The sequence below is a fragment of the Arthrobacter sp. 05L417 genome (genome assembly GCF_056397865.1).
This window is the reverse complement of record NZ_JBFTOG010000001.1, coordinates 215,373-233,554: the sequence shown is the minus strand read 5'-3', so window position 1 is coordinate 233,554 and position 18,182 is coordinate 215,373. Positions and strand designations below refer to the sequence as shown.

At 62.8% G+C, this 18,182-nt stretch carries 14 protein-coding genes; 11 read left to right on the top strand and 3 right to left on the bottom strand.

Annotation, left to right across the window (positions count from 1 at the left end; translation table 11 throughout):
* Window positions 1–67: 67 nt before the first annotated feature.
* Entirely contained in the window at window positions 68–712 is a 645-nt protein-coding gene (locus AC1DJW_RS01065) for an NADPH-dependent F420 reductase (protein ID WP_390278851.1), read from the top strand.
* 84 nt (window positions 713–796) lie between these two features.
* Here the strand turns inward: AC1DJW_RS01065 and AC1DJW_RS01060 are convergent, their stop codons facing one another.
* The 3 genes from AC1DJW_RS01060 to AC1DJW_RS01050 all read right to left on the bottom strand — a co-directional run bounded on the left by AC1DJW_RS01060 (window position 797) and on the right by AC1DJW_RS01050 (window position 4,236).
* A complete protein-coding gene (locus tag AC1DJW_RS01060; protein ID WP_459341133.1) occupies window positions 797–2,308 on the bottom strand; it encodes a GntT/GntP/DsdX family permease in 1,512 nt (503 codons plus the stop codon).
* Entirely contained in the window at window positions 2,305–2,868 is a 564-nt protein-coding gene (locus AC1DJW_RS01055) for a gluconokinase (protein WP_476900524.1), read from the bottom strand. The genes AC1DJW_RS01060 and AC1DJW_RS01055 overlap by 4 nt, the downstream gene beginning before the upstream one ends.
* 96 nt (window positions 2,869–2,964) lie before the next feature.
* On the bottom strand, window positions 2,965–4,236 hold the full coding sequence (locus AC1DJW_RS01050; protein ID WP_476900523.1) for an MFS transporter: 1,272 nt from the start codon (window positions 4,234–4,236) through the stop codon (window positions 2,965–2,967).
* Window positions 4,237–4,460: 224 nt separating this feature from the next.
* Here AC1DJW_RS01050 and AC1DJW_RS01045 point away from each other — a divergent pair, with 224 nt between their 5' ends.
* From AC1DJW_RS01045 to AC1DJW_RS01000, 10 genes are all read left to right on the top strand, one after another.
* Window positions 4,461–5,306 carry a sugar phosphate isomerase/epimerase family protein gene (locus AC1DJW_RS01045; protein ID WP_476900522.1) on the top strand — a complete coding sequence of 282 codons (846 nt, stop codon included), beginning with the start codon at window positions 4,461–4,463 and terminating at the stop codon, window positions 5,304–5,306.
* Between the two features lie 42 nt (window positions 5,307–5,348).
* Window positions 5,349–6,356: a Gfo/Idh/MocA family protein gene (locus AC1DJW_RS01040; RefSeq protein WP_476900521.1), complete on the top strand. Its 1,008-nt coding sequence runs from the start codon at window positions 5,349–5,351 to the stop codon at window positions 6,354–6,356.
* Window positions 6,357–6,395: 39 nt separating this feature from the next.
* Window positions 6,396–7,256: a sugar phosphate isomerase/epimerase family protein gene (locus AC1DJW_RS01035; protein ID WP_476900520.1), complete on the top strand. Its 861-nt coding sequence runs from the start codon at window positions 6,396–6,398 to the stop codon at window positions 7,254–7,256.
* Window positions 7,257–7,280: 24 nt separating this feature from the next.
* Window positions 7,281–8,447 (top strand): Gfo/Idh/MocA family protein, encoded by a 1,167-nt coding sequence (locus AC1DJW_RS01030; protein WP_459341139.1) that lies wholly within the window; start codon window positions 7,281–7,283, stop codon window positions 8,445–8,447.
* Between the two features lie 114 nt (window positions 8,448–8,561).
* Window positions 8,562–9,608, top strand: a complete 1,047-nt coding sequence (locus AC1DJW_RS01025) for a LacI family DNA-binding transcriptional regulator (RefSeq protein WP_390278865.1) — start codon at window positions 8,562–8,564, stop codon at window positions 9,606–9,608.
* Between the two features lie 89 nt (window positions 9,609–9,697).
* Window positions 9,698–11,104 carry a glucuronate isomerase gene (gene uxaC, locus AC1DJW_RS01020; RefSeq protein WP_476900519.1) on the top strand — a complete coding sequence of 469 codons (1,407 nt, stop codon included), beginning with the start codon at window positions 9,698–9,700 and terminating at the stop codon, window positions 11,102–11,104.
* 86 nt (window positions 11,105–11,190) lie between these two features.
* On the top strand, window positions 11,191–12,513 hold the full coding sequence (locus AC1DJW_RS01015) for a mannitol dehydrogenase family protein (protein WP_476900583.1): 1,323 nt from the start codon (window positions 11,191–11,193) through the stop codon (window positions 12,511–12,513).
* A 402-nt stretch (window positions 12,514–12,915) separates the two neighbouring features.
* On the top strand, window positions 12,916–14,361 hold the full coding sequence (gene uidB / locus AC1DJW_RS01010; protein ID WP_390278867.1) for a glucuronide transporter: 1,446 nt from the start codon (window positions 12,916–12,918) through the stop codon (window positions 14,359–14,361).
* Between the two features lie 118 nt (window positions 14,362–14,479).
* Window positions 14,480–15,709 (top strand): D-mannonate dehydratase ManD, encoded by a 1,230-nt coding sequence (gene manD / locus AC1DJW_RS01005; RefSeq protein WP_059387443.1) that lies wholly within the window; start codon window positions 14,480–14,482, stop codon window positions 15,707–15,709.
* Window positions 15,699–18,044 (top strand): gluconokinase, GntK/IdnK-type, encoded by a 2,346-nt coding sequence (locus AC1DJW_RS01000; protein ID WP_476900518.1) that lies wholly within the window; start codon window positions 15,699–15,701, stop codon window positions 18,042–18,044. Before manD ends, AC1DJW_RS01000 begins: the two co-directional genes overlap by 11 nt.
* Window positions 18,045–18,182 lie beyond the last annotated feature (138 nt).

Here is an 18,182-nt window from a genome sequence, read left to right as displayed (position 1 = left end):
CTTGCCCAATCTCACGACAAATAGACCACTAGGCCAAGGGGTCTTTCACCATAATCTGGAGGTTGACGTGACAACTGCAATCATTGGAATCGGTAACATCGGGTCCAGTGTCGCCCGCCATCTTGTTCAGGGCGGCGAGCCTGTCGTCTTGGCGGCCCGCGATGAATCCCATGCTGAATCGTTGGCCGCCGAGCTCGGCGCGTTGGCGAGTTCGGCGAGCGTCGTCGATGCCGTGTCACAGGCTGATGCTGTCCTGATGGCCGTCTGGCTCGACACTGAGAAGGAACTCATCTCCCAATTGTCAGAGGCGCTGGTCGGCAAAGTGGTAATCGACCCGACCAACCCGATCGGACCTGATGGCCACGGCGGCTATACCACTACGCTGCCGGAGGGCCAATCAGCAGCCTCGATCGTGGCAGATCTGCTCCCTGCGGGTGCTCACTTCGTGAAGGCCTTCGGCACGCTGGGCGCCGACGCCCTAGCCTCGGCAGCCAACCGGCCATCCGAGCGGGCAGTTCTGTTTTACTCAACCGACGACGACGCGGCGGCCGAAACGGTGGAGAGGCTCATTCGTATCGCTGGTTTCGATCCGGTCAAAGCCGGAGGAATCGAGGCTGCCGGCAGGCTAGAGCTCATGCGAGGGGACCTTCACCAGAATGGCGGGCTTGGTGGAAGGCTTCTGAATGCCGACGAGGCGCGTGCCGCGCTCTAGCGCCGATCGCGGCAGCTGACGCCGTGAAGGCCCTCCGAGCTGCGGAAACGCAGGATTGGAGGGCCTTCGTCTTGCCGGTCCTAACTAGACGAAAACGGATAGCAGCAGCGTGAATCCGAATCCGACGAGGGAAATTATGGTTTCCATGACTGACCAGGTCTTGATCGTTTGCCCCACTGTCAGTCCGAAGTATTCTTTGACCAGCCAGAAGCCCGCGTCGTTCACATGGGAGAAGAATAGCGATCCGGCACCAATGGCGAGCACAACCAGGGCTAGCTGAGCCGGCGACAAACCGGTTGCCAGGGGTGCGATAATTCCGGCGGCCGTGACCGTAGCAACAGTCGCCGAGCCGGTGGCGAGGCGAATCAGTACTGCGATGATCCAGCCCAGTACCAGGGCCGACAGGCTGGCAGCTACCGCGATCTTGGCGATCGCGGTTCCGGTACCGCCGTCGACGAGTACTTGTTTGAAGCCGCCGCCCGCGCCGACGATCAGCATGACCCCGACAATCGGCAACAGGCTCTCGCCGATCTTCTTCGTCAGGATGGAGGCGGAGAAACCGACCCGTGTACCGAAGGTCACCATTGCCAGAAGCACCGCCACGAGCAGCGCAAAGACCGGATCGCCGATGAAGTCCAGCAAGGGCCGGAGCGGTGCGCTCTTGTCCATCCAAATGTCTGCCCCGGCTTTGATCAGCATGAGCACCAACGGCGACAGCAGGGTCACCAGGGTCCAGCCAAAGGACGGGCTGCGAGTCGCTTGCGGATCTTGGGCCTTGCCTACGGGTGCGTCGCCGCGCGAACTTGCGGCTTTTGCGCCGGGGCCTTGCGACCTGGCCGGCTCGGCGCTATCGCCGGCTCCAACGGTAACGGCGAGGCCAGCACCTGCGGCTCCGATCGGCACGATCCGTGCGGCGAGACGGCCAAAGAGGGGACCTGCGATGATGACGGTCGGAATGGCTATGAGCAGTCCAAACGCGAGGGTCACACCCACATTGGCGTGCAGGATGCCGATCGCGGCCAACGGGCCCGGGTGTGGCGGGATGAACCCGTGGAGCACCGACAAGCCGGCCAAGGCCGGAATGCCAAGACGCATTGCCGGGCCCTTGGAACGGTGCACGGCCAGCATCACAACGGGTATGAGTAGCACGAGCCCGATCTCGAAAAACATGGGGATGCCGATAATGCCGGCGATGAGCGCCATCTTCCAAGGCAGCGTTGCAGGACGGCCATGGAGAAGCGTGTCCACGATCTTGTCTGCGCCGCCGGAATCAGCCAACAGCTTGCCCAGCATGGCTCCCAACGCGATGAGCACACCGACATAGCCCAGCACGCCGCCGACCCCGTTTTCGTAGGAGGTGGTCACCTTGTCCAAGGCGATACCCGAGGCGATGCCGACGAAGAGGGCGCCGATGCTCAACGCCAGAAAAGCATGCATCTTTGCCCAGACGATCAGCAAGACGACGATCGCGATGCCGACGGCGGCCACCACAAGTACTTGGGTATCGTGGGCGGTCCATGGCTGATGCATCGCGTCCGTGGTGGCGTCTGTGGCTACCCCGGCGAGGGGCCTGCTGAGGATGGAGATTCCGTTCATGGTTCTCGTCCTGTTCCGCTCGGCCGCAGGCCGAACTTGTCCATGATTTGTTGGGCAATCACTCCCGGAGCCGGACCAACGTCGATCCGGATTCCGGGCTCACCCGGGGACAGTTCCTCAAGGTCCGCGAACTGACTCCCCAACATACTGGCGGGCATGAAATGGCCGTGGCGTTCGGCCAGCCGTGCGCTGATAGTCTCGGGCGTCCCGGACAGAAAAACGAAGACGACGCCTGAACCTCGGCGATTAATAATGTTTCGATAAGACCGTTTGAGCGCCGAACAAGTGATGACGCCGTTTTCCCCATGATCCAGCCTCTGGTCGACCCACTCGGCAACCTTCTCCAGCCAGGGATATCTGTCCTCATCCGTGAGCGGATGTCCAGCTGCCATCTTGTCGATGTTTGTTTGGGGATGCAAGGCATCGCCTTCTTCGAAGGGCCAGCCAAGCCGCCCTGCAAGGAGGGCGGCAACCGTGGACTTTCCGGAGCCGGAAACGCCCATGACAACCAGCACAACCGGTTTGGTCAGAGGGGGTGTCGCCAGGTCAAGAGGGTCCATGGAGCCCATCTTGGCAGCACGTTGACCCCTGTGCCATAGCGGATCGCAGCGGATCTCTTGGCGACCAGGCCCCGGGAGCGCCGGCCTGACGACGGCTCATTCGCGGCGCTGTTCGATCTCGGACAGGAGCGGCAATTCCCGAACGGCAGCGGAGGCGGCAATCCAACAGGCTGAAATCACGACGCCGGAACTCGCCACGGCGAGTACGGCACCGGTCGGAAGGAAAAGGGCCAGAACACCGGCCACAGCTGCGCCTATCGGGTCGATACCCCACGTGAGGACCCTGCTGGCGGAAGAGAATCTTCCGAGGGCTTCGTGGGGAATAAGAAGCTGTTTGAGTGTTTCGGTTCCGGTGATGTTGACCATCACGCAAGACGCCCAGAAACCGAGCGAAAGTCCGAGGAGAAGTACATTCGCGACGATGTGTCCAGGCGTGAGTAAAAGCATGCCGAGGCCTGCGAGAGCTGGGAGCATGAAAGTTGCCATGAGTGCCTGAACCGGCCGAAATCCATCCCATACCCGCGGCGCGATCAGCATGGAGAGTAGGCCGATGATTCCTCCGAGTGCTCCGGCGATTCCGATCTCGGCCGGTGTCATTGATCCACTCCGCAGTGCTTGCGTGACATAGACCGACTGGATCGCCGTGGTGAATAGGTTGAAATGGGCAATCGACAAGGTGACTGGCCACATCACGCGATCCCGGATGAGAATTGCGAATCCTGAACCCAGCGACAAGAAATAATTCTTGAAAGTGAATGTTTCCGACGCCTGCCGATCTTCCCGGATCTGGCCAATCGCCGGCGCTGACACTAGATACGTGACCGCATCCGAAATAAAGAGGGCCACAGGTGAGAGTATCTGCAGGAGTATTCCGGCCGTCGCTCCAGCACCAATGTCGCCAGCGGATTTGATTCCCGCGACCCAGGTGTTCGCCGTCGTCAGCTTGGAACGATGGGCGACACTCGGGAGGAGAGCTGCAAAGGCGCTGTCGTAGAGCCCGGTCAGTCCAGACACAAGGAAGGCCGCAATCACGAGGGCGAGCAGTGACAGGTTTCCCGTGAGAAACAGAACGGCCATCGCGCTGAGGACCAGTGCTCGAAGTCCCGACATCAGGGACATGAACCGCGTCCTGCACACCTTGTCGGTCGAGGGTCCCAAAAGCCCGAGACAGAACACGGTTCCCAATCCTGCTGCCGTGTTTATCCACGCAACGTCCGATGCGGATGAGTCAAGGAGTTGGAGCGCCCCGATGGGAATCGCGAACAGGGTGAGCTGGCTTCCGAAGAACGATACCGCTTCGCTCCACCACAGCGTGCTGAAGTCGCGATTCCAGAGCCTCGCGGAGCTGCGAGCTATTTGATCAGTCATGAGGGTCCCCGTCCGTGTTTGAGAGGATACGGACGTCGCCCCTGCAAAACAAACCAGTCGACCCGATTTCTAGTTCGCGGGGCGCGCCATGAAAGTTGCCAATATTTGGCAATCGGTTGTCAAGCTGTGTCAATCTGGCTAGACTCGAGGCGAACGCATGCCCGCGAACTACGATTTGGCGCCATTTGCCGCCGTGCGGGCGAACGGATCCAAAGGAGATTTCCGTGACTGAAACCAATGCCGTGTGGAGCCTGTCCGGTTTCGGCGACGAAGTAGATCCCGATCCCGTGGTCCAGGCAGCCGTCCTGCTGGCCCTCGGTGCCAGCCATATCGAAGTGCGCAGCGCCTGGGGCACTAATGTCTCCGAACTCGAGCCGGAAACGGTCGAGCGCCTCAAAGCCATCTTGGACGAGAAGGGCCTGAAGGTTTCCGCGGTCGCGAGTCCGATCGGCAAGGTCGACGTCAGTATTCCCGTGGAACATGAGCTCGCGCGGTTGCGCCAGATTGTTTCTGTGGCCAAGGGGCTCGACACCAAATACATCCGCATCTTCTCCTTCTACCGAGCCGAAGGGCGGAGCCCAGAAGATATCCGCGACTCAGTCATGGAGCGCATGACCGCACTTACGAACGAGGCGGCCGCGTCCGGCGTCGTCCTCCTGCACGAAAACGAAAAGGGCATCTACGGCGACACGCCCGAGCGCGTCCTCGACATCATGGAGACTGTCGATTCACCCGCGCTGCGCGTTGCGTGGGACAGCGCCAACTTTGTCCAGGTGGGCGTCAAGCCGTACACGGAGGGCTACGCCGTGCTGCGCCCCTACCTGGAGTATTTCCAAGTCAAGGATGCTGTCAGCGGGACGGGTGAAGTGGTGCCTGCCGGCGAAGGGGACGGCGAACTGGACGCCACCATCGCCGCGCTCAAGGCCGATGGCTTTGCCGGTTTCGCATCGCTGGAACCGCACCTTGCAAGCACCCACGAGCTGGGCGGATTCTCCGGACCCGTCGCCTTCGGCGCTGCAGCGCGGGCCTTTGCGGCACTCGCAGCCAAGAACGGTGTTGCCCTCGCCTGAAGGCCTGTAGGTTCAAAGGAAAACATCTTTCGAGGGAGAAGAATGCCTACAGCAGCAGTCATCGGTTGCGGCGATGTATCGAGCGTGCACTTCGGCGCAATCGCCAAAATGGACGACGTTGAACTCGTGGCGGTCTGCGACACCGACGCCGGTCGCCTCCAGGCGGCAACGGCCGCCTACGGCGTGCCGGGTTACGCGGACTACCTGGAGATGCTCGAATCAGTGAGGCCCGACGTCGTGCATATCTGCACTCCGCACCACCTGCATGCCTCGCTGGCTGCGGACTGTCTTGGGCGCGGCGTCAGCGTGATCGTCGAGAAGCCCCTCGCCCACACCCTTGAAGAGGGGCGGCGGCTGGTCGAGGCGGCTGAACGGAGCACCGCGAAGATCGCCGTATGTTTCCAGAACCGCTACAACGCGACGTCGCAGGCCATGCGGAGGCTGCTCGACGACGGCGGGCTGGGCCAGGTTCTCGGCGCCTCGGCAACCGTGATGTGGCACCGGACGGCCGAGTACTACCGTGACAGGCCGTGGCGCGGCACCTGGGCCGAAGGAGGCGGCGGCCTCATGATGAACCAGGCCATCCACACGGTGGACCTGCTCCAGTGGCTCGTAGGTGACGTGACCAAGGTGGAGGGTCACGCCTCCACGCGCTCGCTGGGCGGCGTGATCGAGGTGGAGGATACGGCGGAATTCATCGCCGGGCACGCCAATGGTGCCACCAGCGTCTTCTACGCCACCCTGGCCAATGCCACCAACGCACCGGTGACGCTGGATATCGTGACCGAAAAGGCCACGCTAAGCCTCCGGGGCGACCTCATTGTCAGCTACACCGACGGCACTGTGGAAACCATCGCGGAACGGGCCTTGGAATCGGGTGGGCGCGCGTATTGGGGCGTATCCCACGAACTCCTGATCAAGGACTTCTATGCCAAGCTCGGGGATCCTGCTCCCTTCTGGATCAGCCCCGCGGAAGCCGAAAAATCACTCAGGATCGTCAAAGACATCTACGCCCAAAGCTACCCGGAAATTTCCGGGCAAGTGGGCTAACCACGCGGCCCTTGGGGCCCGGAACTAACGGAGGACAAAGTGGCCAAAATTGGCGTGCAGGCAATGATGCTGAAGGGCGGTTTTGCCGAAGCCGGGGCGTTTGAAACGCTCCGCAAGGTCAGCGCCATCGGGTACAACGCCGTCGAGATTTCCCAGATCCCGATGACACCGGAAAACGTTGCCGAACTGGACCGCTCCCGGAGCGAACTGGGCATGGACATCGCGGCGCTTTCGGTCGCCATGGAGACGCCCAAGGGCATGCCCGGCGACTCCCTCAAAGACCACTTCGACAAGATCGTGGACGACGCAAACCGGCTGGACACCCACCTCCTGCGGATCGGCATGATGCCGTTCCCCGCCATGAAGTCGATCGACGCCGCGGTGGACTTCGCGAAGCAAGCCAACGAATACGCCGAACGCCTCCGTGAACACGGCATCGGACTGTATTACCACAACCACCACATCGAGTTCGCGAAGTTCGACGGCAAATACATGCTGGATATCATTGCCGAAAACTCCCCGGCCATGGGCATGGAAATCGACGTGCACTGGGTGCAGCGCGGCGGACTCGACCCCGTCCGGACCCTCGCCAAATACGCCGGACGCACGGCCATGGTGCACCTGAAGGACTACCGGATCGGACAGTTGCCCGAAGAATCCTTCGGGCTCCTGGAATCGGGGGACATCGCGGGTTTCATGGCCGAGTTCAAGAACGTGGTCCAGTTCGCCGAAGTGGGGGAAGGCAATCTTGACTTCCCGTCCATCATTCCCGCAGCCCAGGCCGCCGGCGCGGAGTACTTGCTCGTGGAGCAGGACGAGCTCTATGGCCGCACGGTGTGGGAAGCGCTGCAGACTTCCTACGACAACCTGGTGGCCATGGGCCACGCCGACCTCTTCTAATCCAACAACAACGGAGATCCACTCATGAGCAATAAAGTACGCCTTGGCATCATCGGCCTGGGCCAGCAGGGCGGCACGTACGCCAAGTTCATCACTGACGGCCTGGTGCCGAACATGGTGATCGGCGCCATCTGCGACACCGATCCTGCAAAGAAGGAACTGGCGGCGACCCAGTATCCTGATGCGCCTTTCTATGACGACTACATCGCCATGCTTGAAAGCGGCGACGTCGACGCGATCGTCACGTGCGTGCCCCACTACCTGCACCCGGAAATGGGCATCGAATCGCTCAAGCGCAACATCCACGCCCTCGTTGAGAAGCCCGCCGGTGTCTACACCAAGCAGGTCAAGGAGCTCAATGAGTTCGCGGCCTCCAAGCCTGAGCTTTCCTTCGGCATCATGTTCAACCAGCGCAACAACCCGCTCTACAAGAAGCTCAAGGAGATCGTAGACAACGGCGAGATCGGCAGCATCCGCCGCACCAACTGGATCATCACCAACTGGTGGCGTCCGCAGGGCTACTACAACTCCAGCGAATGGCGCGCGACGTGGGGCGGCGAAGGCGGCGGCGTACTGGTCAACCAGGCACCCCACCAGCTCGATCTGTGGCAGTGGATCTGCGGCGTGCCGAAGTCCGTCTACTCCAAGGTGGCGTACGGATTCCGGCGGGACATCGCCGTGGAAGACGAGGTCACCGCCGTCGTGGACTACGGCAACGGTGCAACCGGTGTCTTTGTCACGGCGACGCACGACCTTGTGGGCACGGACCGCTTCGAGATCCTGGGCGACCAGGGCAAGATCGTGGTGGAAAACAGCAAGACCGCGACAGTCACCCGCCTCGTCAAGCCCGAGCGCGAACTCAGCGACGGCATGGACATGGACGATGTCCGCAAGCTCTTCATGGGCGAATTGAAAGCCGAGGACTACTACACCACCGAAGTGATCGAGTTCGAGTCGGCCTGGGGTGGCCAGCACGCAGGAGTTTTGGAGAACTTCGCGGCCAACATCCTGGACGGCACTCCGTTGTTGGCTCCCGGATCGGACGGCATCAAAGGCGTCCGCCTGGCCAACGCCATCCACCTGTCAAGCTGGACCGGCAGGGAAGTCCCCCTGGACTTCGACGAGGAGGAGTACATGCGCGAGCTCAATAAGCGCATCAGCGAAGAAGGCAAGTTCGCCGAACGCTCCTAGTCGGCAGGGCACTCAAGCAGGGCGCTTAAGCAGGGCGCATAAGCAGGGCGGTCGCCGGCCGAATGGTTGGCAACCGTCCTGCTTTTTGTTGCCATACCAGATTACGATGGAGCCGTGACTGAAGCGACGAATTCCGGAGCAGCAACTTTCCCCGCCAAGCGTGGACGCGGGGAGAGATCCTCGCCCACCATTTACGACATCGCGAAGCTGGCGGGAGTCAACCCATCTACGGTTTCGCGCGCGCTGAGCAAACCGGGCAGGGTCAGTGCCAAGACCCAGAAGATCATCGAGGATGCCGCCGAGCAGCTGAACTACCAGGTGAACCCCTTCGCCCGGGCACTTCCCACCGGCCGTACCCAGACGATTGGACTGATCGTCGCGGATATCACCAACCCGACCTTCTTCGACATCATCCGCGGTGCGGAAACCACGGGGTCCGCCCGGGACTACACCCTGGTGCTGGCCGAGTCCGCAGAGTCCCCTGAAACCGAACTCATTGCGGCCCGCAGGATGTTGAGCACGGTGGATGGCCTCATTCTGGCGAGCCCCCGCATGGACGACGAAAAGATCCGGGTCTTGGCTGCGGACAAACCGGTGGTCGTGATCAATCGCGAAATAGAGGGAGTGCCGTGCGTGGTCCCGGACGTCAACAAGGGGATCAGCCAGGCCGTGCGGAGCCTTGCGGCCAACGGCCACCAGCAGCTTGCTTACGTTGCGGGGCCGCCGCAGTCCTGGATGTCGCGCCGCCGCTGGGAAGGCGTCCAAGCCGCCTGCGACTGGTACAAATTGGAGGCGCTCCGCTTGGAATCGTCCAAGCCGACCGTCGACGGCGGCCGCCAAATAGCGCGCGACGTCCTGGCGAGCGGTGCGACGGCGGTGATCACCTACAACGATCTCCTCGCCATAGGCCTCATGCAGGAGCTGCAGGCCGCCGGCGTGCACGTTCCGGACCAGATCAGCATCGTGGGCTTCGACGACATCTTCGGGGCAGACTTCACGACGCCGGCGCTCACCACTGTGAGGTCGCCGTTAGGGGAGTGCGGTTCCCGCGCCGCCAGCCTGCTGCTGGACATGTTGCTCGGCAATGATGGGCCCGAGGGAGCCGTCCGCGTGGACACGGAGCTCGTGGTGCGCGGCTCCAGCGGACGGCTGATCGCCTAGTTTCGAGCGACTATCCAATGCAGATGCAACGAGATGGCAATAGTTGGCAACCGGTTGACAGACTGCTCCTTCCGGCTGAAAATTGAGCTATGTCACAGTCGATCGCAGCCAATCCTGACCGGCTCCTGCCCGCGGATCCGGGGACGCGCAGCATTGCGCGCTCCCTTCTGGAGCGCGTCCAGGACCTGCCCATCATCTCTCCGCACGGCCACGTTGACGCCGCCGTCATCGAGCAGAACACCCCGTTCCCCGATCCGGCCGCGCTCCTGGTCAGCCCGGACCACTACGTCACCAGGCTGATCCACGCCAGCGGAGTCCCCATGGACAAGCTGCTCTCGGGAGGTGCCAACGCGTCCGAATCGCGGGAGATCTGGCGGACGTTCGTCCAGGCGTGGCCCCTCTTCGAAGGCACGGCGTCCGGGTACTGGCTGCGCACGCAGTTCGACAGCGTGTTCAAGCTCGGCGCGGACCTTGGCGAGATGTCCGCAGATGCCAGCTATGACGCCATTGCCGCCAAGCTCGTGGAGCCCGATTTCCGTCCCCGCCAGCTCTTCAAGGACTTCAACATCGAGGTCCTGGCCACCACGGACGATCCCCTGGACAGTCTCGCCAGCCACAAGGCGATCGCCGAGGACCCCTCCTTCAACGGCCGCGTGCTGCCGACCTTCCGTCCGGATGCCTACCTGAACATCGCGCACCCGGCATGGAGTGCCAACGTCGAGCGGCTTGTCGATTCCGCCGCCGACGGCGCTAGCGGCTACACCGGCTACATCAAAGCCCTGGAAAACCGCCGTCGTTATTTCGTGGACCACGGCGCGGTCTCCGCGGACCACGGCGTCCTCACCCCGGCAACGCTCAAGCTTGAGCGGAGCGAAGCCGAGCGGATCTTCGAGCTTGCGCGCGCAGGCAAGGCCACGGCCGAGGACCGCAATACCTTCGAAGCCCACATGATGTACCAGATGGCAAGGATGTCCGTCGAAGACGGCCTGGTCATGACCATCCACCCGGGTTCCTTCCGCAACCACCACCAGCCCACCTTCGACGCCTACGGCGCGGACACCGGCCACGACATACCATTCGCCACCAACTACACCGAAGCCATCCGCCCCCTGCTCCAGGACTTCGGCACGGCAAAGGACTTCCACTTGGTGGTGTTCACCTTGGACGAGACCGTGTTCTCGCGCGAACTGGCTCCGCTGGCAGGGTTCTACCCCTCCGTGTACCTCGGCGCTCCGTGGTGGTTCCTCGATGCACCGGACGCCATGCTCCGCTTCCGCTCCGCTGTCACCGAGACCACCGGCTTCTCGCGGTCCTCGGGCTTCATCGACGACACCCGCGCGTTTTGCTCCATCCCGGCCCGGCACGACGCCTCCCGCCGGATCGAAGCGTCCTTCCTCGCCCGCCTCGTGGCCGAGCACCGTGTCAGCGAAGACCGAGCCCATGAAATCATCGTCGACGTCGTCGACTCCTCGCCCCGGAGGGTCTTCAAGCTGTGAGCAACGAACCCGGGCAAAGCGCGGATCTTCCCCGCTTGAGCCGTGCCATCAGGCCCATCGACAGAGCCCCGGTGCGCATTGTGCACATGGGACTGGGGGCCTTCCACCGCTCCCATCAGGCGTGGTACACCCAGCATGCAGGTGACGCATCGGAATGGGGCATCGCCTCCTTCACGGGCCGCCGCCCGGATGCCGCAGAGGTCCTGGCCGCCCAGGACGGCTTGTACACCGTGGTGGAGCGTTCGGACGCCGGTGATTCCTTCGAAGTCATCGGCAGCATTGTCGAGGCCGTCGATGGCGCCGACGTCGAGCGTTTTGTCGAGCTTGTCGCCGCGCCGCTGACGTCGCTCATCACGCTTACCATCACCGAAGCCGCCTACCGGCTTGGGGCCGACGGCAAGCTGGACAGCCAAGCGCCCGACGTCGTCGCGGACCTCGCCGTGCTCGCTGATGCTTCTGCTTCCGGCAAGCCGACGACGCCGCTGGGCCGCCTGGTGGTGGGCCTCGCCGCGCGCCGTGATGCCGACGCCGGCCCACTCGCCGTCGTCTGCTGCGACAATCTCTCCAACAACGGGGCCGTCGCCAGGAGCGCCGTGATGGGGATGGCCAAGGCGTTCGACGCCGGCCTTGCCGCCTGGATCGACGCCAACATCAGTTTCGTCAGTACTTCTGTTGACCGCATCACGCCGCGTACAACAGACGCCGATATCGACGCCGTCGCTGCCGCCTGCGGATACCGTGACGAATCGCCCGTCGTCGCCGAGCCCTTCCGCAACTGGGTCCTCAGCGGGGACTTCCCCGCGGGACGACCGCATTGGGAAGACGCTGGTGCCCTCTTCGTGGACGAGATCGAGCCGTACGAGAACCGCAAACTGTGGCTCCTCAACGGCGCCCACTCGCTCCTGGCCTATGCCGGCCAGTTGCGCGGCCACAAGACCGTGGCCGAAGCCCTCGCTGACGATTTCTGCCGTCGGGCCGTGGAGGACTTCTGGGACGAGGCCGCCTCCAGCCTGCACGGTGGGGACTTGCGCATCCCTGAGTATCGCGCGGCCCTCCTGGAACGCTTCGGGAATTCCCGGATCGCCCACCACCTGGCCCAGATAGCCATGGATGGCAGCACCAAGCTGCGCATGCGGGCACTGCCTGTGCTCCGCGCCGAGCGCGCCGCAGGCCGCAGCGGTCAAGCGGCTGCGCGGATGATCGCGGCCTGGTCTGCCTACACTGCCACGGCAACCAGCCTCCAGGACCCGCAGGCGGCGGAAATCGCCGCCGCGAACCTCCTTACGGGCCGTGCACGGCTCGAGGCCCTGCTCGGCCTCGTGGATCCGGACTTGGTTGCCGACGCGGCGATCGTGGACCTCGTTGAGGGCTTGGCCGAGTCCTTCGCGGCTGCCGGCAACCTCAGCTAATCCGCCAGGTACTTTCGACGGCGCCCGTTGCCTTCCACGTGAAGGCGACGGGCGCCGTCGTCGTCGGTCCGGATATGTGAGCGAGCGTTTGCCGGACACGCGCCATATGTGAGCGGGCGTTTGGAAGGACCCACGCTCGCTCAGATATGTGGCACTTTCCCCGAACGCTCGCTCAGGTATTGGGCACTTTCCCCGAACGCTCGCTCACTTCTTCTGAGCGATCGTTGAAACTTCCCTGATGTTAGAAAGTTCTATGGAAACATTTGGCAACCGCTTGCCGATTGGTTGCCATGGTGATTAGAATTACATCAAGCTTCAACTATTTCAGGCCTGGTTCGGCCGAAGCCTTTCGATCATCGCAAGCCGGAACGTGGGGTACCGGCAAGGGTAAAGGAGCCCGCAATGAATAAGCTCAGCAAACTCAGCATCCTAGGCTATGGGGCTGGCGACGCCGCCAACAACCTTGCCTTCACTACTGCCACCATGTTCCTGCTCGTCTACTACACCGACGTCGCGGGCATATCCGCTGCGGCCGCCGGGACCCTGTTGCTTACGGTCAGGATCTTCGACGCTTTCGCCGACGTCTTCGCCGGACGATTGGTTGATCGCGCATACAGCAAGCGCTTCGGAAAATTCCGGCCATTCATCATGTTCGGCTCCATCCCGTTGCTGCTCCTGAGCGTCGCAGCCTTCTCCATTCCGCAGATCGGCGAAACGGGGATGTTGCTCTACGCCTACCTGACCTACGCGGCCCTGGGCCTGGCCTACTCGCTGGTGAACATCCCATACGGTTCGCTGGCCGGCGCGATGACCCAAGAGCCGGGGGAGCGGGCCAAGCTGGGCTCCGCCCGCATGGTTGGCGCACTTTTGGTCAGTTCCGCGTTGGGCATCTTCGTAGCTCCACTGATCAAGCCAGGCGCCAACCTGCAGTCCATTTTCACTATCATCACCCTGGTCTTCGTCGTGATCGGCGCAGCGCTGTACTTCTTCACGTTCCTGACCGCCAAGGAGCGGGTCCACCGTGCAGTACCCAAGGTTTCCTTCAAGCAGAGCATGGCGACGCTCAAGACAAACCGTCCCCTGCTCATGCTGTGCCTTAGCTCCTTCCTCTTCCTGACCGGCTATATGGCGCTGTCTTCGGTGCAGCTGTACTACTTGCGCGACGTCCTCGGCCGGCTGGATCTCTACGCGGTCCTCTCCATCGTCCAACTGGTGGTGACGTTTGCCCTTGCTCCGCTCATGCCAAGGCTGGTCCGAAACTTCGGCAAGAAGACCATCTACGTGGCTGCCGGTTTCCTCGCCATCATCGGTGGCGCAATCGTCTTCTTCGCTCCGGCCACCATGGTCTGGGTTGGATTCTCGGGTCTGCTCTTGAGCATGCTTGGCGTAATGGCCGTCAACATCGTGGTGTGGGCCTTGGAAGCAGACACCGTGGAATACGGCGAATGGAAAACCGGTGTCCGGACTGAAGGCATCACCTATGCCTTGTTCTCCTTCACCCGCAAGACCGGCCAAGCCGTCGGCGGAGCTCTTGCTGCCTACGCGCTCGCGGCAGGGGGCTACAAGTCCGGAACTACGCACAGTGCCGAATCGCTGCAGGCCATCCAGTTTGCCGCAGGTGCACTGCCCGCCATCATGACCGTCCTCGCAATCGTCGTCATGGCCAAGTACAAGCTGACCGACGCGTTCCATGCCCAGATCCTGGGCGAGATCAAGGCCCGTCGCGCCTTGGAAGGCTCCGGTGCGGGGCCATTTAGCGCGGAGGGCGCCGCCGCGACCCTCGCAGCGGTTTCCGACTCGGAAACCGCCGCGGAAACTGCTGGACCGGGAAAAATCTCCACGAAATAGCATTGCAACCGGTTGCCAATATTTGTCATCCATCCTAAGATCGTCTTTACCCGCCCTGTGGTGCACGTCGCATCCGGGCCAGGCCAGCCCTCGATCAGCAACCCTGAAAGGACCAGCTGTGAAAATCATTGCCGCTGAAGTCTTCGTGACCAGCCCCACCCGGAACTTCGTGACCCTGCGGATCACCACCGAGGACGGCGTGACCGGCATCGGCGACGCGACCCTGAACGGCCGTGAACTCGCCGTGGCCGCATACCTGAAGGAACACGTCGCGCAGCTTCTGATCGGCAAGGACCCGCACCGCATCGAGGACACCTGGCAGTTCCTTTACCGCTCCTCGTACTGGCGCCGCGGCCCGGTCACCATGGCCGCCATCGCCGCCGTCGACATGGCCTTGTGGGACATCAAGGGCAAGGTGGCCGGACTGCCGGTCTACCAGCTCCTGGGCGGCGCCTCCCGCAACGGGCTGCGCGCGTACGGCCACGCCTCGGGCGCGGACATCCCGTCCTTGTTCGACTCGGTCCGGGAGCACCTGGAACTGGGTTACAAGTCGATCCGCATCCAGACCGCCATCCCGGGCATCAAGGCCGTCTACGGCGTGGCCGCCCAGGCGCAGGCCTCGGGTGAGCGCTACGACTACGAGCCCGCCGGCCGCGGTGCGTTCCCGCAGGAAGAGGACTGGGACACCCGCGCCTACCTGCGCCATCTGCCAACCGTGTTCGAAGCGGTGCGCAACGAATTCGGCCCGGAAATCCCGCTGCTGCACGACGGCCACCACCGCATGACCCCCATCCAGGCAGCCAAGCTCGGCAAGGCCCTGGAACCGTACGACCTGTTCTGGCTCGAGGATTGCACTCCGGCCGAAAACCAGGAGGGGCTGCGACTGGTCCGCCAGCACACCACCACGCCGCTGGCGATCGGTGAAATCTTCAACACGGTCTATGACTTCCAGACGCTCATCAAGGAACAGCTGATCGACTATGTCCGGGCCGCGTCCACGCACTTCGGCGGGATCTCGCCGCTGAAGAAGGTCATGGACTTCGCCGCCCAGTACCAGATCAAGTCCGGCTTCCACGGCCCCACCGACATTTCCCCTGTCGGTTTCGCCGCGCAGCTGCACGTGGGCCTGGCCATCCACAACTACGGCATCCAGGAGTACATGCAGCACTCGGACAAGACCAATACTGTCTTCGAGCAGTCCATGACCTTCACCGACGGCTACCTGCACCCGGGCGACAAGCCGGGCCTCGGCGTCGAATTCAACGAGGAAGCCGCCAACTCCTTCCCGTACCAGCAGGCCTATCTGCCGTACAACCGCCTCGTGGACGGCACCGTCCATGACTGGTAGGAACGTGGCCGCGGCCGGCGACCTCAGCGGAGCTGCAGAACAGCCGCGGCGCATTGTGGTGATGGGCGTCTCCGGTTGCGGCAAGACCACCATCGGAGACCTCGTGGCCCGGGCGCTGGGAGTTCCGTTCCTCGACGGCGATTCGCTCCACCCCGTCGAAAACGTCGCCAAAATGGCCGCGGGCACGCCCCTGACTGATGAGGACCGCTGGCCTTGGCTGGCGACGGTCGGCACCGAACTCGCCAACGCCGGCGACGGCGGGCTGGTTCTCGCCTGTTCCGCCCTCCGGCGCAGCTATCGGGACGCCATCCGCGAGAAAGCCCCGGACACCGTTTTCCTGCACCTGCACGGCAACAAAGAGGTACTCAGGGAACGGACAGAAGGGCGTTCCGGCCACTTCATGCCGCCCGCCCTCCTTGATTCGCAGCTCGCCACCCTGGAACCGCTCGACGCCGACGAGGCCGGGTTCGTCGTCGACATCGCCGCACCGGTCAGCGAGGTGGTCTCGGAGGCGTTGGCGGGGATTGCCGCCGTCGCTGGTTCCAAAGCTCCGGCGGCCGACAGCGCCGGTACCGCGGGCACTCCGGCGCGGCAGTTCGACGTCGAGCTCCAGTCGGCGCCGTTCAACCTCGACGACGAGGCTGTTGCGTGGGTGGATTCCACCATCCGCGGCATGAGCCTCGAGGAAAAAATCGGGCAGCTCTTCATCAACCACAACAACGATTACTCCCCGGAGTACCTCGACGGTGTGCTGGAGAACTATCACGTCGGCGGGATGCGGTACAGGCCGGGTCCGTCCGCCGCTGTCCAGCAACACATCCGTTATGCCCAGTCCAGGACGCGCATCCCGCTTCTGGTGGCCTCCAACCCGGAAATGGGCGGAGCGGGAAGCTGCGACGACGGAACTTTCGTGTCGACGCACCTACAGGCCGGTTCCCACCCTGACAAGTCCATCGCCAGGAAAATGGGCCAGGTGGCCGGTGTGGAAACCGCGGCTTTGGGCTGCAACTGGGCCTTCGCGCCGATCGTGGACATCCACTACAACTGGCGCAACACAGTCATCTCCACCCGGGCGTTCGGCAACACACCGGAAATCGTGGTGGAGCGCGCCAAGGAGTATTTCGACGGCATCAGCGAATCGCCCACTGCCTGCGCTATCAAGCATTTCCCGGGCGACGGCGTGGACGAACGCGACCAGCACGTGGTCACTTCGTACAACACGCTCGGGTACGCGGAATGGAATTCCAGCTACGGGCACGTGTACCGGGAAATGATCGGCCATGGGGTTCAGTCGATCATGGTCGGACACATCGGGGCGCCTGAGCTCACGCGGCATTTCCGTCCCGGGACGCAAGACAAAGACATCCTGCCCGCCACCCTCGCTCCGGAGCTTCTCCAGGACTTGCTCCGTGGCGAGCTCGGCTTCAACGGGCTGATCCTCACTGACGCATCGCAAATGGTCGGCCTCACTCAGGCCAAGAAACGCAAGGATCTCGTTCCAGCCACCATCGCCGCTGGCTGCGACATGTTCCTGTTCTTCCGCAACCCGGCGGAGGACTTCCAGTACATGATGGACGGCTACAAGTCCGGCGTGATCACCGATCAGCGCCTGCACGACGCGCTGCGCCGGATTCTGGGGTTGAAGGCCAGCCTGGGGCTGCATAAGAAACTCCCGGAAGAACTGACGCCGTCGCCGGGAGCGCTGCGGCTGATCGGCAGCGAGGCGCACCTCGCCGTCGCTGCCGAAATCGCCGACAAGACCGTCACCTTGATCAAGGACACTGCCGGCAACCTGCCCATCACACCGGAAACGCATAAGCGTATTCGCCTGTACGGCATCTCCGGCGGTTCCGATTTCACCCGGGCGGATCCGTTGGCCTATCTGGATACGGTCAAAGAAGAACTTGAAACCGCCGGTTTCGAGGTCCACCTCTTCAAGACGGCGGAGCAACGCGAAGCTGCGGGGGAGTCGGGCGTGAACTTCATGAGCGTCATCTCCGACGAAGCCACCGGCGATTATGCGGAAAAGTACGATGCCGCGTTCGTCTTTGCCAATGTCAAGGGGTTTGCCCAGGAGGCTGCGATCCGCATCAAGTGGTCCAGTCCCATGGCGGCGGAAATCCCTTGGTACGTCACGGAAGTACCCACGGTGTTCGTCTCGCTGAACCAGCCAAACCACTTGATCGATGTGCCGATGGTCAAGACGGCCATCAACGCCCACGCAGGGACCCGCGAGGCCATTCGGGCAACCATCCAGAAAATCCAGGGCAAGTCCGACTTCCAAGGGACGTTCAACGAGAATGTGTTCTGCGACTCGTTCGACACCCGGCTCTAGGTTCTTTTTCCTTGAATTCTAGGGGTTAGGAAGGACTCCTTGCTGACTGATTAGCGTCAGTCCGCAGGGAGTCCGGTCGGCACACGCACCGAGGCATCCACCGGGGCACGTTCACGTCCGTGACCGGCCTGATGCGCA

Bases quoted from the DNA above. Each gene is read 5' to 3' on its own strand.
- AC1DJW_RS01030 (WP_459341139.1), top strand. From the start codon at position 7,281: ATGAGCAATAAAGTACGCCTTGGCATCATCGGCCTGGGCCAGCAGGGC.
- AC1DJW_RS01015 (WP_476900583.1), top strand. From the start codon at position 11,191: ATGGGACTGGGGGCCTTCCACCGCTCCCATCAGGCGTGGTACACCCAG.
- uxaC (WP_476900519.1), top strand. From the start codon at position 9,698: ATGTCACAGTCGATCGCAGCCAATCCTGACCGGCTCCTGCCCGCGGAT.
- AC1DJW_RS01050 (WP_476900523.1), bottom strand. From the start codon at position 4,236: ATGACTGATCAAATAGCTCGCAGCTCCGCGAGGCTCTGGAATCGCGAC.
- AC1DJW_RS01055 (WP_476900524.1), bottom strand. From the start codon at position 2,868: ATGGACCCTCTTGACCTGGCGACACCCCCTCTGACCAAACCGGTTGTG.
- AC1DJW_RS01060 (WP_459341133.1), bottom strand. From the start codon at position 2,308: ATGAACGGAATCTCCATCCTCAGCAGGCCCCTCGCCGGGGTAGCCACA.
- uidB (WP_390278867.1), top strand. From the start codon at position 12,916: ATGAATAAGCTCAGCAAACTCAGCATCCTAGGCTATGGGGCTGGCGAC.
- AC1DJW_RS01000 (WP_476900518.1), top strand. From the start codon at position 15,699: ATGACTGGTAGGAACGTGGCCGCGGCCGGCGACCTCAGCGGAGCTGCA.
- AC1DJW_RS01040 (WP_476900521.1), top strand. From the start codon at position 5,349: ATGCCTACAGCAGCAGTCATCGGTTGCGGCGATGTATCGAGCGTGCAC.